Source organism: Ruminococcus sp. 1001713B170207_170306_F1 (assembly GCF_015668065.1).
GTDB lineage: Bacteria > Bacillota > Clostridia > Lachnospirales > Lachnospiraceae > Blautia_A > Blautia_A faecis.
This window is the reverse complement of record NZ_JADPEX010000026.1, coordinates 36,038-53,317: the sequence shown is the minus strand read 5'-3', so window position 1 is coordinate 53,317 and position 17,280 is coordinate 36,038. Positions and strand designations below refer to the sequence as shown.

General features: G+C 40.6%; 13 protein-coding genes and 2 pseudogenes. 3 read left to right on the top strand and 12 right to left on the bottom strand.

Features of this window, described 5'->3' with window-relative positions; all coding sequences use genetic code 11:
- Window positions 1-180: 180 nt before the first annotated feature.
- Genes I4V84_RS15010 through I4V84_RS15000 form a run of 3 tightly spaced genes read right to left on the bottom strand, consistent with a single transcriptional unit; the run spans window position 181 to window position 2,483 of the window.
- Window positions 181-705 carry a DUF4446 family protein gene (locus tag I4V84_RS15010; RefSeq protein ID WP_118580781.1) on the bottom strand — a complete coding sequence of 175 codons (525 nt, stop codon included), beginning with the start codon at window positions 703-705 and terminating at the stop codon, window positions 181-183.
- Between the two features lie 9 nt (window positions 706-714).
- Window positions 715-1,716 (bottom strand): ParB/RepB/Spo0J family partition protein, encoded by a 1,002-nt coding sequence (locus tag I4V84_RS15005; protein ID WP_173718484.1) that lies wholly within the window; start codon window positions 1,714-1,716, stop codon window positions 715-717.
- Window positions 1,716-2,483, bottom strand: a complete 768-nt coding sequence (locus tag I4V84_RS15000) for an AAA family ATPase (RefSeq protein WP_148463060.1) — start codon at window positions 2,481-2,483, stop codon at window positions 1,716-1,718. Before I4V84_RS15000 ends, I4V84_RS15005 begins: the two co-directional genes overlap by 1 nt.
- Before the next feature lie 1,523 nt (window positions 2,484-4,006).
- On the opposite strand from I4V84_RS15000, the gene I4V84_RS14995 reads away from it, so the two are divergent.
- Entirely contained in the window at window positions 4,007-4,960 is a 954-nt protein-coding gene (locus I4V84_RS14995; RefSeq protein WP_173718485.1) for an alpha/beta fold hydrolase, read from the top strand.
- Between the two features lie 921 nt (window positions 4,961-5,881).
- On the opposite strand, the pseudogene I4V84_RS20825 reads toward I4V84_RS14995, so the two are convergent.
- Window positions 5,882-6,001: pseudogene (locus I4V84_RS20825) on the bottom strand (DUF6783 domain-containing protein); the annotation flags it as partial.
- Between I4V84_RS20825 and I4V84_RS20820 the strand changes: the two are divergent.
- Complete coding sequence (locus tag I4V84_RS20820; RefSeq protein WP_319017299.1) at window positions 5,948-6,094, top strand: DUF6783 domain-containing protein; 147 nt, start codon at window positions 5,948-5,950, stop codon at window positions 6,092-6,094. The pseudogene I4V84_RS20825 and the gene I4V84_RS20820 overlap by 54 nt on opposite strands.
- A gap of 312 nt (window positions 6,095-6,406) precedes the next feature.
- Here the strand turns inward: I4V84_RS20820 and I4V84_RS14990 are convergent, their stop codons facing one another.
- The 6 genes from I4V84_RS14990 to I4V84_RS20815 all read right to left on the bottom strand — a co-directional run bounded on the left by I4V84_RS14990 (window position 6,407) and on the right by I4V84_RS20815 (window position 13,682).
- Window positions 6,407-8,530 (bottom strand): DUF4340 domain-containing protein, encoded by a 2,124-nt coding sequence (locus I4V84_RS14990; RefSeq protein ID WP_195992777.1) that lies wholly within the window; start codon window positions 8,528-8,530, stop codon window positions 6,407-6,409.
- Complete coding sequence (locus tag I4V84_RS14985) at window positions 8,530-10,068, bottom strand: GldG family protein (RefSeq protein ID WP_195992775.1); 1,539 nt, start codon at window positions 10,066-10,068, stop codon at window positions 8,530-8,532. Before I4V84_RS14985 ends, I4V84_RS14990 begins: the two co-directional genes overlap by 1 nt.
- 13 nt (window positions 10,069-10,081) lie before the next feature.
- Window positions 10,082-10,945 carry an ABC transporter permease gene (locus tag I4V84_RS14980; protein WP_173736363.1) on the bottom strand — a complete coding sequence of 288 codons (864 nt, stop codon included), beginning with the start codon at window positions 10,943-10,945 and terminating at the stop codon, window positions 10,082-10,084.
- Between the two features lie 3 nt (window positions 10,946-10,948).
- Window positions 10,949-12,115: an ABC transporter ATP-binding protein gene (locus tag I4V84_RS14975; protein WP_173716649.1), complete on the bottom strand. Its 1,167-nt coding sequence runs from the start codon at window positions 12,113-12,115 to the stop codon at window positions 10,949-10,951.
- Window positions 12,116-12,621: 506 nt separating this feature from the next.
- A complete protein-coding gene (gene rsmG / locus I4V84_RS14970; protein ID WP_195992773.1) occupies window positions 12,622-13,356 on the bottom strand; it encodes a 16S rRNA (guanine(527)-N(7))-methyltransferase RsmG in 735 nt (244 codons plus the stop codon).
- A 182-nt stretch (window positions 13,357-13,538) separates the two neighbouring features.
- Window positions 13,539-13,682 carry a DUF6783 domain-containing protein gene (locus I4V84_RS20815; protein ID WP_306797078.1) on the bottom strand — a complete coding sequence of 48 codons (144 nt, stop codon included), beginning with the start codon at window positions 13,680-13,682 and terminating at the stop codon, window positions 13,539-13,541.
- On the opposite strand from I4V84_RS20815, the pseudogene I4V84_RS20810 reads away from it, so the two are divergent.
- Window positions 13,620-13,823 (top strand): annotated as a pseudogene (locus tag I4V84_RS20810) (DUF6783 domain-containing protein); the annotation flags it as partial. The gene I4V84_RS20815 and the pseudogene I4V84_RS20810 sit on opposite strands and share 63 nt — an antisense overlap.
- Here the strand turns inward: I4V84_RS20810 and mnmG are convergent.
- Together mnmG and mnmE are read right to left on the bottom strand one after the other, a co-directional pair.
- On the bottom strand, window positions 13,761-15,647 hold the full coding sequence (gene mnmG, locus I4V84_RS14965) for a tRNA uridine-5-carboxymethylaminomethyl(34) synthesis enzyme MnmG (protein WP_195992770.1): 1,887 nt from the start codon (window positions 15,645-15,647) through the stop codon (window positions 13,761-13,763). The pseudogene I4V84_RS20810 and the gene mnmG overlap by 63 nt on opposite strands.
- A 52-nt stretch (window positions 15,648-15,699) precedes the next feature.
- Window positions 15,700-17,073, bottom strand: coding sequence for a tRNA uridine-5-carboxymethylaminomethyl(34) synthesis GTPase MnmE (gene mnmE, locus I4V84_RS14960; protein ID WP_173716652.1), 1,374 nt, complete (start codon window positions 17,071-17,073; stop codon window positions 15,700-15,702).
- Window positions 17,074-17,280: the final 207 nt, after the last annotated feature.

The window sequence follows — 17,280 nt, the reverse complement described above, 5'->3', positions numbered from 1 at the left end:
CTTTTTGCAGCAAGTATCTGTTTTATTTTTTCATATCTCTTTTTATGGCAAGTATCTGTTTTGTTTTTCGTTTTATAACAATATTGTCATTATTATTTATTTTTTATAACAATTTTGTCATTTTTCGCTGTTTTTTTATGACTTATATTCATTTTTTACCAACTGTTCGCAGCAACCAATTTACTCATCTTTTTCAATATTTTCCAAGCCAAAATTTACAGCTTTTCTAAGGGCTTCAAGTTCTTCCTGGCTCAACATTACATAGGACTCTCCCTTTACAATTTCTTTCAGATAAAGGAAGCAATTGTCTCTGCTGTGTACTGCATTCAAAATTACTCCGGAATTATCCTGATCCAACAAAGCCAGTGCAAAACTGAGTTTTCCGCCTACATCATCGAACGCATCATACTTTTCAACTCCATATTTGCTGAACATAGATTCCAAATGATGTTTGATAAAGCTGATGTCGTGCTCATGATCCTCTTTTGCTTCATAAAGGCGGTCAATCTGGGCGAATTTTCGTACAAAAACTTTCTCAAGAGATTGTGCGTCACTGCCTTTCATGAACATTTTGTATTTACGTTCCAAACGGCTAAGCCTCATTTTGCTGCTGAATACATTCACCGCCAGAACGATGGTCAGAATCAGCAGTAAAATAATAATGATACCCGGGTCAATTCCCAGGCTGTCAAAAATACTGCTCATGCACTCTCCTTATCTTATTGATTCAAACAACTCAATGATTCTTTCCAGTTCATCTCTGGAATAATATTCAATTTCAATTTTACCTTTATTATTTTTCTTTCTGTGGATAAAAACCCGGGTTCCCATAATGCCCTTCATTTTCTCCTCGAGACTCTCGTAAATCGCATCTTCAGCTGTATTTACCGTCTTCTGAGTTTTCTTCGGTGGCTCCACAATATGTTTTACCAGTTTTTCAGTCTCTCGAACGCTTAATTTCTCATCAAAAACCTTCATTGCCACACTTGTCTGCTTATCCTTGTCTGTAATTGCAAGAATTGCACGAGCATGCCCAGCTGAAATCATCTCATCAATCAGCATCTGCTGAACTCTTTCATCCAATTTCAAAAGGCGAAGGGAATTAGTCACTGCAGTTCTGCTCTTAGAAACGCGTTCTGCAATATTATCCTGTTTCAGCTTAAATTCATCGATCAGGCGCTTATAGGCCATCGCTTCCTCTATTGGATTTAAGTCTTCCCGCTGAATATTTTCAATCAGGGAAATCTCAACTACCTGCTGATCATTAAATTCCTTAATGATTACCGGAACTTCTTTCAATCCGGCAAGTTTGGCTGCCCTCCATCTTCTCTCGCCCGCAATAATTTCATAGTAATCGCCTTTATTCGAAACCAGAAGTGGCTGTAAGATGCCAAACTGCTTAATTGATTCAGATAATTCCAATAAAGCATCCTCATCAAACTGCTTGCGTGGCTGAGTTCTGTTTGGCTCTACCTTTGAAATCTTCACAAGCATTTCAGATTTCTTCGGTTCTTCAACTACTGCAGCTTGTGCTGTATCTTTTGTTTCTGCAGCACTCTTCACTGCTGAAGCATTCAAAGAACCTTCTTCCTGCTGATGTAAGCTTTCATTTGTGGCAACTGGCTTTTGCTCCTGTTTTTTTTCAGCTGGCTTCACTGACTTCTCCGGGAAAAGAGCATCCAGACCTCTTCCAAGACCTTTCTTTTTAACTGCCATTACTCAACCTCCCTGTTTATCACTTCTTCCGCAAGAAGGCGATAAGCTTCTGCTCCTGTGGATCTCGGATCATAAAGAGTAATCGGCTGTCCGTAACTTGGAGCTTCTGCCAGTCTGACATTTCTCGGAATAATAGTCTTGTAAATATTCTGCTGAAGATTTTCCTTAACATTCTCTACTACCTGTAGCGATAAATTTGTACGGGCATCATACATAGTAAACACAACGCCCTCAATCTCAAGATCATTATTCAGCCTATCCTTTACCAGATCAATAGTATGTATCAGCTGTGATAGTCCTTCCAATGCATAGTACTCACACTGAATCGGAACCAAAACAGATGTCGCAGCAGTAAGTGCATTAATAGTAAGCATATTCAGAGATGGTGGACAATCAATAATGATATAATCATAATTATTCTTTATTTTGTCAGTAATCTCTTTCAATATGTATTCTTTATTATCAATACCAACAAGCTCAATCTCTGCGCCAGACAGATTTACATTTGATGGTATCAAATCTACATTTTCTACTACATCTTTGACAATCGTCTTCTCAACATCGGACTGTCCTACCAGAAGTTCATACAAGGTATCTTCTACTTCATTTTTATCAACACCTAATCCACTGGTAGTGTTTCCCTGAGGATCCATGTCAATTGTCAGAACCTTTTTTCCCTGTTCTGCCAGGCATGCAGAAAGATTAATGGCTGTGGTAGATTTGCCAACGCCGCCTTTCTGATTAGCAACCGCAATCGTTCTGCCCAATATCAACCCTCCCTTTCATATTATTTAGGTTACTGTTCACACAACATTTTTATAAAAAGCAACATGTTTAATTGTAAAAAAGAAGCCTGCTTGCAGGATTCTCCACCTACGGCGGGGCACCTCGAGCGCCATCTAACTTTCTGCCACAGTGTAATCCTACCTGGTAGGGCTTTTTATGCAATAGAAAATTTTAACAGAATTTCTTATTACATAAAAATGTTTCACGTGAAACATTTTGCAAATTTTAATTGCACACAATAACCAAAGTTTATAGATTACACCACCATCCTACAGGTTCTGCAATCTTATCATATAACTATTGCTATTATAACACTTTTAAATTTATCTCGCCACATAATGTTTCACGTGAAACATAGAAAATGGCATTTCTTTTCATAAAAATATTGTCTATTTTTATCTTCTTATTAATTATAACCCTAACTGTGGGATTTTAAACATTTTTTGGAATGTATTTGTTGGAAGTCAACATATAAAAAATTATTATTATTTTCTATTGCTATTTAGTTGATTAAAAGTTCTTCAATGCGGACGCATTTGGACAATGTGTATTACTCACTCGCCGGCGCAACGCTCCAGCAAACTAATCGCTAACTGCGACTAATGCGTTCGGGAGAGCCCTCACGCATAAGTCTACGTAAGCGCTGAATTTCGCTTACGCTAAGAGCGCGCCTGAAATGGCTCGCTGGAGTAATACACATTGCCCAAATGCTGTGTACTGGCTGAGACTTGCTGGTTGATAAGAACTTTTAATGAAGAGGGGAGGGGGAGTGATTGTTTTCCCTACACTTTCTTGGCAACGATAGATTTGCAAAAAACAATAAAGTTGCGGGATACCAATTACTTCCCCCACTCCCGTTGTTATCGTTACTGTTTCTTTCTTCCCTTTCCAGCATCAAGCAATTTTGCAATGTATATTCGCAAGCCGCGCATTTCAGGAGCGGTTTTAGTGGAGGTGAGATCCATGACTTACGGAGACTTAGGCGCGAAGGCTCTCCTGAGCGTCTTAGTCGCAGTTAGTCATTAGCTTGCCGGAACGTTGCGACGCGCGGCGGTGAATATACATTGTGAAATCGCGTCCGGGATAACGACCAACATATTAAATAAGTTATAGGTTTGGTAAAGCCAATAAAACCGCGAAATATCAACCATATCTAAACAGGTTATCAAAAGCAAATAATATGTCTTTTTTCGTGAAGCATGTTACTGGTCACGAAATGAGTAGCAATCAGTATTGTTGCTGTTCACCAGTGATGCTCCGCGAGGTGTTTTTTGTGAAAAAAATTCACAGAACCCCCGAGAATTAAGTTTGCGCAGCAAACGCTACTTCTTGTGCTTGTCACAAGAAGGTTCGTCTTCCTGTTCATCGCAAAGCGTGTTACTGTGAACGGAGTGAACAGCAGCCCAGTATTCTGTCAATTCCCATTTATATGCCAAAAAACATTGTAAAATCAGCCTCTTTGGCGTATAATATACATACAAACCCAAAGGAGGTCCTCTATAAAATGAAAGACACTAAACATAAAATTCTGACTCTGGCCGCGTTGACTACGATTGCCGCTGGTGTCATCCATCTCACCAATAGAGTGATTGTTGCCTCTTCCCAGTTAAAAGAAATGCTTGATTTTTCCAATCACAACTATTATAATTGGCGTTTCGGAAAAATTTATTATACCAAGAAGGGAAAAGGCTCTCCTCTTCTTCTTATTCATGATACAATGCCTGGAGCCAGTGGATACGAATGGTCTCGTGTTGAGGATCAACTTGCTCAAGAGCACACCGTATATACCCTTGATCTATTAGGTTGCGGACGTTCGGAAAAAGCTGGAATTACATATACAAATTTTCTTTTCGTACAAATCATCTGCGATTTTATAAAAAATGTAATTAAAGAGAAAACCGACATCATTGCAAGTGGTTTCTCATGTTCATTTGTTACTACTGCCGCTGCTTACGATAAAGAAAGCATTAATAAAATCATGTTTATTAATCCGGTAAGCATGATTTCTCTTGCCCAAACTACCACAAAAAAGGATAAATTATTCAAATTCTTTATCGAACTGCCTATATTTGGAACCTTTATCTACCATATAATTGTTTCACGTGAAACAATTAATGATTTCTTCCTTGATAAGCTTTATTATAATCCATTCCATGTAGACAAAGATGTCCTGGATGCATATTATGAAGCTGCGCACAAAGGTGGTTATTATGCAAAATGCCTATACTCCAGCCAAAGTGCTAAATATATGAATATCAACATTCGCCATGCTGTAGAATCAATTGATAACAGCATTTATATCGTAGAAGGTGAAGATGAGCCAAATGGTGCTGCAATTGTAGAAGCTTATCAGAAAGTAAATCCAGCAATTGAGTCAGCAACCATTCCATGTTCCAAGCATTTTCCACATATTGAGAATGTAGAAGCATTTCTTGAGCAAGTTGGTGCATTCTTTTAATTAAAATAAAGATATAGATATGCCTTCAAAGCAGAATAAAAAGCTTCGAGATTGTATAATATAATCCCGAAGTTTTTTTGTTTTTGTAATAATAATTTATTATGCTTTATGCTTTTCCTGTTCTTTCTATATTTCCAGAGCATATTAAAAAAGCTTTCTACAAGATGTACGTCACAATTTGTGGGACTTTGACCAGGATGAGGATGAGGTTGCCGTAGCGAATATGGCAGCCAAATTCAGGAATATATACCACAAAGTAAGGTGTGCGGATTGCGAAAATGTTTTTTGATACATCCCAGAGAGTGTTTGAAAAAGGCTTTCTGCAAGGTGCGCGCCACAATTTGCGGGAGATTTGGCCAGAATGAAGGTGCTGCAACGTGCTACGACACACCCAACTACGGGTAAAATATACTGCAAAGTGGGGGGGGGTGGATTGAGAAATGATTTTCAAATACATCTCAGAGCTCTTTTCGTATTGTTTTGTTGTTATTTTGTTATTTTTTCAATTATGCGCTGTTCCATTTTATCTTTATACAATCTTTTTGTTTTAATTAGAATTGTTTAAAAGTATATTTTTACATAACAATATATTTTTCAGAGGATTTTTACGATTCATTTGCCTGTTTTGTTGTTCAAAGTACATTAAATAGGTCTTTATTGTATCATCGTGTCGTTAAGTGTTATTTATTGGACTTTATTGTATGTTTTAGTAGGTTTTTATTTTATAAAAGTTATTATTACATTTTATATTTACCGTAATATTTCAGAAAGCAAAAGCAAAGTTTCTGTTTTCGGACTTTTTATATAGTCGGCTAATGTAAAACCATATGAGTAAAATTCAAAGATTTTTAAAATTTTATTTTCAAAAACAATGCATATAGAAATTCAAACAGACAAAATAGCCAACGTTAATTACATATTTCATACCATTTGAAATGTCAGCGGACCAGAGCGTGTTTGGAAAAGGCTTTCTGCAAGATGTGCGTCATAATTTGTAGGAGATTTTGCCCGGATGAGGGCGTCGTAACGAGCTGCGACAACCGAATTCGGACAAAATATACCACAAAATTTGGCACGCAGATTGCAGGAATGATTTTTAAATGCATGCCACAATTCACAGGAGCTTTAACTTAAATTCAGTTGCTGTAGTGAACCACAGCGACCGAATCCGAATAAGATATATAACAAAGCAAGGCGTGCAGATTGCAGGAATGATTTTTCAGACACGCTCGGGCGTAGCCCGCCACACATTTTTTCCATCCGCACCTTCAACTTCACGCATCCAGCTTGATTGATATCGTTATTTGCAAAACGATGTACGCGCATATTCATATCCAGTAGAATTCTTATGCAACAGGCAATTCAACAGTTTTTCCAAACAGCCAAAAAGATCCTTGTCCTGTTTTTTTCACAGGCAAGGATCTTTTTTAATCATTTTTTCAGCTACTACTCTTCAGCATCCTCTGAAGCCTCTGTCGTTTCTGTTTCAGCATTATCTGTAGAAGCATTTGTTTCAGGATCTGTTGTCTCAGCGTTTTCGTTTTCCTCTTTCTCACCAGTTACAGATTCAAATGCCTGAAACAGTTCTTTTACTGTCATTTTATTTACCAGATATACTTTTTTGTTTATAACAGCGGCATAGTAATTTGTATCATAGGAATAATACTCCACTTCCATTTCATTTCCATCTATATCTGTAAATTTCACAGTCATTTCCGGATCTGTATTGGACTTAAATTCATCAGTCAGACGTTTCTGCGCTGTCATGTTGATCAGCTTATTGTAGAACGTTGTAAATGTTGTGCTGTCCAGATCTTTTCCATTTAGTGTATAAGATAAGGTTACACTAGTTGAACTTGTGGTGCTTGCAGTAGAAGAACTGTCATCTGTATTTTCAGTATCTTCGCCGGTCAAATCACCTGATGAAGTGTTATCATCAGCAGCATTTCCCTCTACTTCGTTGCCGTCGGCAACATCACTGCTGGTACTATCTGTTGTATCTTCATCTTCCGTCTCATTATCCGATGTTTCTACGTTTTCATCCTCAGATGTTTCACGTGAAACATTTACGATATAATCTTCTCCTCCGTAGTTCACATCCAGAGTATCCAGATTATTTGCAGACAAATAGCTTACTGTCAAATCCCAGAAATCAGCATTTGTTTTTCCAAGGAAAGTATCAAGAGAATCCTCGGATATTGTATAAATTTCGTTGCTATCATTTACCCGAACATATCTTCCACCATCTGAAGATTGATCTCCAACCTGAATTACAAGTTCTCTGTCAACCATTTCAGTTTCCGGTTCTGAATCTTCTTCTGCATCTTCAGAACTTTCTGCGGATTCAGTATCTGCTGTTTCCACCCCAGCCTCGTCATCTGATTCAGTTACATCTGTATCTTCTGCTTCGACGTTGTCATCTGCTGTTTCATCTGTATTCTCATTTTCTACAGCTTCTGAATCTTCTGTGTCTGCCACATCCACATCTTCATCTAAGCTTTCGTTTCCATCTGTCTCAGAATCCGCATCTTCATCTGAGCTTTCGTTTCCATCTGTCTCAGAATCCGCATCTTCATCCAAGCTTTCGCTTCCATCTGTTTCAGAATCCGCATTTTCATCCAAGCTTTCGCTTCCATCTGTTTCAGAATCCGCATTTTCATCCGCCTGGTTCTCATCCCCAGATGTCTCTGAGACCTCCTCATCGCCATTTTCAGCCTCGTTTTCATCATCAGTGGACTCTTTCTCAACTTCTTCCTGATAATCCACTGCAATCTCTGCATACGGCTTATCTAATCCGTACTGAGAGAGCTCATCTTCTGCGCAGTTATAATTTACATAACTTGCATAAGCCACACTGGATAATGTACTGGCTAAGGAAGTTGCCTTCGCGGAATCTGCTTTCTCAGTCTCTCCATCACCAGTAATATTCCAGAAATTATTTTCATCTTTCTCTACAACATAGGAAGAATCTTTTCCATCTACAGAAATTTTGCTGACCGTAGAGGAATCCACAGTTGGGAAAACGCCGCTTTTTGCAAAGTCGTACAAAGTTCCCTCAAAAGAAGAAAACGTGGAATTGCTTACTACATAAACTGTAGAAGAATCCTTGTTCAAGTCAATGTATTCCTGACTTGTGGAATCATTCTCCATTCCAAGCTGGATTACTGTCGTTCCCCCATCTTCTGTGGTAACCGTGATCGTGTTATCCGGCTGATCCAGTTCATATTCTGATGCATCCTCCACATTTTCCAGTGTTCTTTCCGCTTTTATAGAATTCAGGGAGCTGACTAGTGTATCGATTTTATCCTGATCTACCGGGAAACCAGTTTCATCACTTTTCACCCAGGAATCTCCATCTTTTTCAAAGGTAACTTCTTTTTTATCAATTACAAATTTTATTGATTTCACATCAGCAGACGCTATGGAAATAATTTCCGGATTTTCTTCCTCCGCACTTTCAGTATCCGCGGCCTCCTGCTTGGCTACGTAGGTTTTTACGCCTACGTATGCGCCGCTGAGGACAACTAAAACGCCCACTGCTGTAATAAGATTTACTGATTTTTTCTTCATCAGGCTTTTCTCCTCTTTAACCAAATCATAAATCCAATCAACAGGAATGCTCCAGGAATCAGACCAATGGTACAGATTTTCCAGAAGCTTGCATCATATGCTGTCAAAGTCAGATAAGATACTTCCAGACTCTTTGATGGGATAGAAACTGTTGTACTGTCTTCTGTGTCTACCAGAGAACTTAAAGAAGCCATCACAAGTTTCTCATTTCCACCGGAAACCATCTGATTGATCTGGCTCTGCAGCAGGTTTGATGTGGAATAATAAATAATTTGAGTCTCTTTATCATCATCTACAGTCTCTGTAATGCTGACACCCAGGTCAAATGGGCCATCCACATCACCGTCTTCCTTTTCAAGAGAACCGCTGTTCAAATCTGTCTTTGAATATGCGCTGTCGGAAGTTGTAAGAAGGCTTTCAATATTCACAGTGTCTCTCACATCATCAGATTTCTGGATTCCCTGCGCATACGGCATCAGAATGTAATATCCGGAAGAAGCCACATCAGATGTAATATCTGTGCTGTTTACAGTTGGAACCAGGTAGTACGGCATCTGAGCGGCATAATGCTGTGCATTTCCTTCAAATACCAGGCCATCTACTCTGCTTACGCCGTAGTTTTCCAGCACTGCATCAAAGTTTTCCATTTTTTCTCCTGTGTAATCGGAGAAAATCATTGCTTTTCCACCATTTTCCAGATAATCGATCAATGCAGTCTTCTCATCCTCTGAGATATCTGTTGTAGGAGAATCAATCAGCAGACAGCTGGCATCCTCTGGAACGCTTCCCTCTGTAAGCAGATTCAGGGATTTGATTTCCATGTTTGCTTTCTCAATATCTTCCTTGATCGTAGAATCAAGCTCCTGCTCTCCATGTCCCTCTAATGTATACAATACCGGCAGGTTTTCACTGGTTACATATGCGATGGCACTTGTGATCTGACCTTCGCCGTCGAAGCCTGTTGTCTGATAACTGTATGTGTTGTAATCCATTGTAGATTCGTAAATATTGTTATAATTTACAACCTTATTTCTGTCTCCGCATACAACAATTAAGCTATTAGAGGAAAGGTTGTCACTGGTGTATTCACTGACAAATTTAGGATTGACCACTGGATCTTTCTGTTCCACCTTAATATGATCAGATTCATCTGCATATCTTTGAAGCAGATTACTGATAGTCTCATCCTCACTTCCGCTCTGGGCGATCTGATATATGGTTACATCCTTGTCCAGATCTTTCAGCATCGCTTTTGTCTCATCACCGATGGTGTAAAGTTTCTCGGAGCTGATATCCAGCTGCGTATACTTTGAAGGAAGATTTCCTACAATCATATTTATAACAATAATGATAGCAACGAAAACAACAATCATAACAGAACTGTAGCTTCCATTTTTCAAGTACTTTTTATTAATACTGTCTTTAAATTTTCGTTTTTCTTTTTTGTTATTATTGTTATTATTTTCGACGCTTTCGATATTAATTACGTTTTTATCGTTATTGTCAATATTGTTATCATTTTTCTTCTTAAAAAACATTTCCCCCACCTCCTTAATTCCAACGTCTCTTCAAAATTGTCTGCATGGTAAGGAATATACAAATGGCAATGACAGACAGGAAATAAAGAACTCCAGTCACATCAAAAATACTGTTTGTAAAGTTTTCAAAGTGTGAACTTAAGTTAAACACTTCAAGAACCTTCTGGATTCCTCCTTCAAACACGCTGGATTTTACAACGTAAACGATTACCAGTGCCACTTCTCCAATCACGCAGACAGCACCTGAGATCACTGCATTTTTAATCATACTGTAGATCATAAGGCTAAGCGCTATGATCAAAATGCCAAATGTCACACATGTAGACATTGCCGTCTCTGAGAAAAAGGAAGAAATTCCATTCATCATATAAAAAGCAAATAAAAATACAAAGGTAAGAACTGCTGCAATTACCTGGCTCTCAGTGATTGCTGAGAAAAATACGCCGATCGCAATGTTTGCACTTCCCAGAAGGAAAAATCCAAGGAGTGCTGTGTACGCAGAGCCAAATGCAACGGTTCCGAACTTTGACATGATCAGCGGATAGGTTGCCAGAACTGCAATAGGGATTGCATAAATAGTCACAAGTGCAAGATATTTTCCCATTACGATGCCGGATACAGATACTGGAGAAGTAAGCAGAAGCTGGTCTGTTTTCTGCTTTCTTTCCTCAGCAAGTACACGCATGGTCAGGATCGGCACTGCAATCAGAAACACAAAGGTCATGGCATTTAAAGTATATTCAAATTTCGGATAAGCAGCTGAAAGCTGGTACGCTGAAAAGTAAATACCTGCGATCAGCAACACAAAAAACATAAACAGGTAGCCGACCATGGAGGTCAGGTAGCTTTTCAGCTCTCTTTTATAAATAGCAAGCATGGTTTACTCTTCCCCCTTTTCTTCCTCAGATGCGGCAAAACTATCCTGTTTATCACCAGACAGTCCATTATCTGACACATCATTGGATACTTCGCCCGATTCATCAAACTCTTTTTCTTCAAGTCCATTATCAGGGACAGTATCTTCGTTTTTCTCATTCAAATACTTCTTAGCATCTGCTGCCGTCTTAAAGAAAGATTTTCCGGATTTTTTTCCTGACGCATCTTTATCTTTTTTCTCGCTCTCTGTAAGTTCAAGGAAGATCTCCTCCAGAGAAACTTTCTTAGACTGCATTTCAAGGATCGGACAGCTGGCATTTACCATACTGTAGAACACTTTTTCACGCACATCCATATTCTCTTCTGTTCCCACTGTAATGGCGTATACGCCTTCCTCCGGGCTTTTCTTTACCGTAACCTCTTTTACCCCTTCTACGGCCTCCAGAGCGGCTCTGATAGTGTCTTTCTGACCTTTTACAAGCAGATTCAGGTTGTTTGAGCCTGCTGCCAGTTTTCCCAGATTCTCAGGGGTATCGCTGGCTACCAGTTTTCCATGGGAAATGATCAGCACGTAGTCGCAAACGGCGCTGACTTCGGACAAAATATGGGAGCTAAGGATAACGGTGTGTTTCTGTTTCAGGCCTTTGATCAGATCGCGGATTTCGTTGATCTGTTTTGGGTCAAGACCGACAGTCGGCTCATCCAGAATAATAACCTCCGGGTAACCAAGCACAGCCTGCGCAATACCAACCCTCTGTCTGTAACCTTTAGAAAGGTTCTTGATCAGACGATTTTTCATGTCAGTAATCTTTACCATGTCCATGATTTCTTCGATCATAGTGGCTTTTTTATCTTTAGGAATTTTCTTCAGATCTGCTACGAATTTCAGATATTCCAGAACGGTCATATCAAAATAAAGGGGCGGCATTTCGGGTAGATATCCGATGCATTTTTTTGCCTCCTCAGGTTCTTCCAGAATATCATGACCGTCTATGACTACTGTTCCCTCGGTAGATGCAATATAGCCGGTTATCATATTCATGGTTGTGGATTTTCCGGCGCCGTTGGGGCCCAGGAAACCATAAATCTTGCCTTTCTCTATTTCAAAAGAAAGGTGGTCTACAGCGGTGTGATCGCCGTAGCGTTTTACCAGATTTTTTACTTCAATCAAGTTTCTTACCTCCTTCAAGTTGCAGATGCATGGCTTATCCCATGCATCTATCTATGATTATTTTATGTGCAACCTGTGAGGAAATTTAGATAATTATGTGAGAAATATGTGATTATTTTGTGTTAGAAATGTGTCCCAAAATAAAATACATTCCGCAAAGTGGGGCGTGCAGATTGCGGGAATGATTTTTCAAACACGCTCTAAGGCACGGGGATGTGGAATAGAAAAAATCAAAGACAGTTGCGAGGAAGCTGGAAATCCTATGCCAGAATATACGATTAAGTGTGAGGATATTATGGTTATGTTTAAGAGCTTGGTTAGTAGCTTGGTTAATCACACTAACCAAGCTACTAACCAAACTATTCCCAATGAAGACAATTCCTTTGAAAGTGATTGAGACAGAACCTATGTTATCTCAGAAAAAATCGCCGATATTATCGGAGAGAAATATAGTACGGATTTCTTCCTCTTTCAGGACTAAAGTTATCTTAATATTAACACATATTCTACGCCAGCGGCTCCTTCGCCGGCAAGCCAGCCTTCCTGGGGTACTTCTTGGCGGTCGGTTTCATCTTCTTGATCACCACAAAAGAACGATCCATATCCGTGTCCATAAGTGGAAATTTCACTACATCCTGAACTTTTCCACCAAGGATTTTCACAGCATTTTCTGCCTGCGCAAGCTCTTCATCAATCTTGCCGGATTTATAAGAAATAAAGCTGCCTCCTTCTTTTACGAAGGGGATACAATACTCGGAAAGGGTGCTTAGATTGGCTACTGCGCGGGAGACACAGAAGTCGTATTTTTCTCTGTGTTCCTTCTGTTTCGCATAGTCTTCAGCTCTTCCGTGGATGGCTGTTACGTCTTTTAATCCAAGCATTTCGATTACTTCATTAAGGAAATTCACCCTTTTATTCAAAGAATCCAGAAGGGTAATTTTAAGCTCTGGAAAAGCTATTTTCAGCGGAATTCCAGGGAAACCAGCGCCGGTTCCGATGTCGATCACGGACTTTCCCGTCAGCTTTTTCTGGTCAAAACTGCCAACTTTTACGATAGATAAACTGTCAAGAAAATGCTTTAAAATTACCTCTTTGTACTCGGTAATTGCAGTTAAATTCATTACCTTATTTTTCTCTACAAGGTACTCATAATAAGTGATAAACTGCTTCTTCTGCTCCTGGGGCAGAGCAATTCCAAGCTCTTCAAGTCCTTTCTCAAAGAGGGTTAAATCATATTCCATAAACTTCTCCTTATACCTCAAACTACTTATTTTTTTACTTTCCAGTTGCTAATACACAGCGTTTTTGCAAGTAATATTCTTTAGCAGGTCATTTCAGGTGCGTTTTTAACGAAGGTGAAATCCACTGGTCAGATCGACTTAGACGAGAGGTCTCTCCCAAGCGTCTTAGTCGTAGTTACCAGTTATTTCACCGTAGAGCGTGTTTGAAAAATCATTTCCGCAATCTGCACGCCCCACTTTGCGGGAGATTTTGCCCGAATTCGGTTGCCGTAGCCCGCTACGGCGCCCTTATCCGAACAAAATCTCCCACAAATTGTGACACACATCTTGCAGAAAGCCTTTTTCAAACACGCTCTAGTGCCCAACCGACCTGCGTGGAATATTACTTGCAGAAACGCGTCCGTTTAGTGACGCTCCTTCCCATACTGCTCCATATAAACCAGCAGCACCGAAATATCCGCCGGTGAAACACCGGAAATTCGGGATGCCTGTCCAATGGAAACAGGTCTGTAAAGTTCCAGTTTCTGCCGTGCCTCAATACGCAGGCTCTTTACTTTCTCATAGTCCAGATCCTCTGGAATTTTCTTGGCTTCCAGCTTCTTAAACTGCTCTACCTGCTTCATCTGGCGGCGGATATAGCCGTCGTATTTAATATTAATGTTTACCTGCTCCTGCACATCCCAGGCAAGTTCAGGGCGGTTCTTATCAATAGGAGCCACCTCTGCATAGGAAAGCTCCGGTCTGCGGATCAGCTCTGCAAGACTGATTCCTGACTTAAGTGGTGTGCTTCCTTTGCTTTCCAGAAGGCTCTGAACTGCCTCTGTCATACCCACATTTGTATCCTCCACACGCTGGATTTCTTCCGCTATCAAGCGTTCTTTTTCCACTACTTTTGCATAGGTTTCGTCATCTACAAGACCTACCTCCCAGCCCTTTTTACGAAGTCTCAGATCCGCATTATCCTGACGGAGAAGTAGACGGTACTCGGCACGGCTGGTCATCATACGGTATGGCTCATGGTTCTCTTTTGTAACCAGATCATCAATGAGAACACCGATATAAGCCTCAGAACGATCCAGGATCAGCTGCTCTTTTCCCAGCACTTCCATGGCTGCATTGATACCAGCGATCAGTCCCTGGGCTGCTGCCTCCTCGTAACCTGAACTTCCATTAAACTGTCCGCCACTGAAAAGACCTTTAATTTTCTTAAACTCCAGCGTTGGATAAAGCTGTCTTGGGTTAATGCAATCGTACTCAATAGCATAAGCATTCTTCACAATTTTTGCATGCTCAAGGCCTGGTACGCTGTGGTACATTTCCTCCTGCACATCTTCCGGCAAAGAGCTGGACATACCGCCAATGTACATCTCATTTGTGTACATTCCCTCTGGCTCAATAAACACCTGATGTCTTTTTTTATCTGCAAAACGAACTACTTTATCCTCAATAGACGGGCAATAACGTGGACCAGTTCCCTCGATCATACCAGAATACAACGGGGAACGATCCAGATTGGCACGGATAATATCATGGGTAGTCTCATTGGTATAAGTCAGCCAGCAGGATTTCTGCTCGATCTGCACATCCTCCGGATCTGTGGAAAAAGAAAATGGCACTACTCTCTCATCCCCAAACTGCTCTTCCATCTTGCTGTAGTCGATGGTATTTCCTGCAATTCGGGCAGGTGTTCCAGTCTTGAAACGGAACATTTCAATTCCCAATTCTTTCAGAGAATCAGTCAGATAATTGGCTGCCTGCAGTCCATTTGGACCTGTATAATTGCTTACATCACCGTAAATACAGCGTGCTTTCAGATAAGTTCCAGTACACAAAACTACCGCCTTACAATGGTAGACAGCGCCGGAATACGTCTTCACACCTGTGATCTTGCCATCCTCTACCAGAAGCTTGGTAACCTCTCCCTGGCGGATGGTCAGGTTCTCCTGATTCTCCAACGTCTTTCTCATTTCATTACTGTAAGCCTGCTTATCAGCCTGAGCACGAAGGGAATGCACTGCCGGACCCTTGGAACAGTTCAGCATCTTAGACTGAATAAAAGTCTTGTCAATATTTTTTCCCATCTCTCCACCAAGAGCATCCAACTCACGGACCAGATGTCCCTTTGAACTACCGCCTACATTTGGGTTACAAGGCATCAGCGCAATACTCTCTGCGCTTACCGTAAACATGATCGTATTCAATCCCAGTCTCGCCCCAGCCAGCGCAGCCTCACAGCCAGCATGTCCAGCACCGACCACTACTATGTCATAATTCTCCTCTAAATGTTTCATTTTTATCTCCTCTATAACACACTCATTCATATATTATCGCGTCCCTCTGCCACTACTTACCCATACAAAACTTACTAAATATCTCATTCACCAGATCTTCCCCAACTTCTTCCCCGGTAATTTTCCCCAAGCTTCCATAAGCAGCCATCAGATCAATGGAAAAGAAGTCTTCCGGCATGCCATCCTCAATACTCTGTTTTACCATTGCAAGACTCTCTTCTGCCTCTTCCAGTGCCTCTTTGTGACGGGCATTTGTAATATAAACCTCATCGTTAAAAGAAATTTTCCCACTGAAAAACATACTCTTAATGGTATCCGCCAGCTGGGCAATTCCAGTCTCCTCTTTCGCAGAAATCGGAATGAGAGGATGGTTGATTTTCTCCTTTAATGCCTCCATGCTCACAGCCGAAGCAAGATCTGTTTTATTGTACAGTACAATTGCTTTTCTGTCTTTCAGCATTTCAATGATTTCTTCATCATTTTCATCAAGCGGTGTAGAGCTGTCTACTACGTATAACACCAGATCTGCACCTTTTGCAACCTCCCGGGCTCTGGAAACACCGATTTTCTCCACCACATCCTCTGTCTCGCGGATGCCTGCCGTATCCACAATTTTCAGCGTAATTCCATGAAGAGTAATATACTCCTCCAGAATATCTCTTGTAGTACCCTCAATATCCGTTACAATGGCCTTATTTTCCCCTACAAGAAGGTTTAACAGGGAGGACTTACCTGCATTTGGCTTACCCACGATAACCGTCTCAATTCCTTCCCGGATGATCTTGCCATCTGTGGAGGTTTTCAACAACTCTTCAATGGATTTCTGCTCTTTTCCCACAATTCCATGTAATTTCTGTGGATATCCCTCCAGACTGATGTGCTCCGGATCATCCAGAGCAGACTCGATAAAAGCAATCTCGTAGATCAGGTCGCTTCGAATCTCCTTGATGGTCTTCTGTACAGAACCTTTCAGCTGACTCATGGAGCTTTTCAGCGCATATTCATTCTTCGCCTGAATCACATCCATAACTGCCTCTGCCTGGGAAAGATCCAGCCTGCCATTTAAGAAGGCTCTCTTGGTAAACTCCCCGGGACCAGCAATCTTGGCACCGTTTTTCAAAACCGTTTCCAGAACCCGGTTCATGGCATAGACACCGCCGTGACAATCAATCTCCACGGTATCTTCTCCTGTGAATGTTTTGGGTGCGCGCATGACCATGACCAGAACTTCATCCACAATTTCTTCCCCGTCATAGATATAACCATAATGAATGGTGTGGGTGGGCACTTCTTTAATTTTCTTTTTCCCGCCCTTGGAACGGTAAATGCGGGATATAACGTCCATGGCTTCCGGGCCGCTGATTCGGATGATTCCGATTCCCGAAGCACTCACAGCAGTAGATATCGCTGCAATCGTTGTATTCATGTGATTTCCTCCATGTAAATTACAATCCAAATTATAAACTTAACACATCTTATAATACCAGTGTCAAAAGGTCAAAAAGTCGTTCATGCTTGCACGAGGCGTTTGAACCTGGGACACGCCAAATATGAGAAAGCAGCGATTTACGTAATAAATCAGCGGATTTCGAATATTTGGAGGATTGTGGGAACAGCGTAGCTGGATCGCAAT

Coding starts and splice junctions, on each gene's coding strand:
- I4V84_RS15010 (WP_118580781.1), bottom strand. CDS start 705: ATGAGCAGTATTTTTGACAGCCTGGGAATTGACCCGGGTATCATTATT.
- I4V84_RS15005 (WP_173718484.1), bottom strand. CDS start 1,716: ATGGCAGTTAAAAAGAAAGGTCTTGGAAGAGGTCTGGATGCTCTTTTC.
- I4V84_RS14995 (WP_173718485.1), top strand. CDS start 4,007: ATGAAAGACACTAAACATAAAATTCTGACTCTGGCCGCGTTGACTACG.
- I4V84_RS14990 (WP_195992777.1), bottom strand. CDS start 8,530: ATGAAGAAAAAATCAGTAAATCTTATTACAGCAGTGGGCGTTTTAGTT.
- I4V84_RS14985 (WP_195992775.1), bottom strand. CDS start 10,068: ATGTTTTTTAAGAAGAAAAATGATAACAATATTGACAATAACGATAAA.
- I4V84_RS14980 (WP_173736363.1), bottom strand. CDS start 10,945: ATGCTTGCTATTTATAAAAGAGAGCTGAAAAGCTACCTGACCTCCATG.
- rsmG (WP_195992773.1), bottom strand. CDS start 13,356: ATGGAATATGATTTAACCCTCTTTGAGAAAGGACTTGAAGAGCTTGGA.
- I4V84_RS20815 (WP_306797078.1), bottom strand. CDS start 13,682: ATGTGTGTCACAATTTGTGGGAGATTTTGTTCGGATAAGGGCGCCGTA.
- mnmG (WP_195992770.1), bottom strand. CDS start 15,647: ATGAAACATTTAGAGGAGAATTATGACATAGTAGTGGTCGGTGCTGGA.
- mnmE (WP_173716652.1), bottom strand. CDS start 17,073: ATGAATACAACGATTGCAGCGATATCTACTGCTGTGAGTGCTTCGGGA.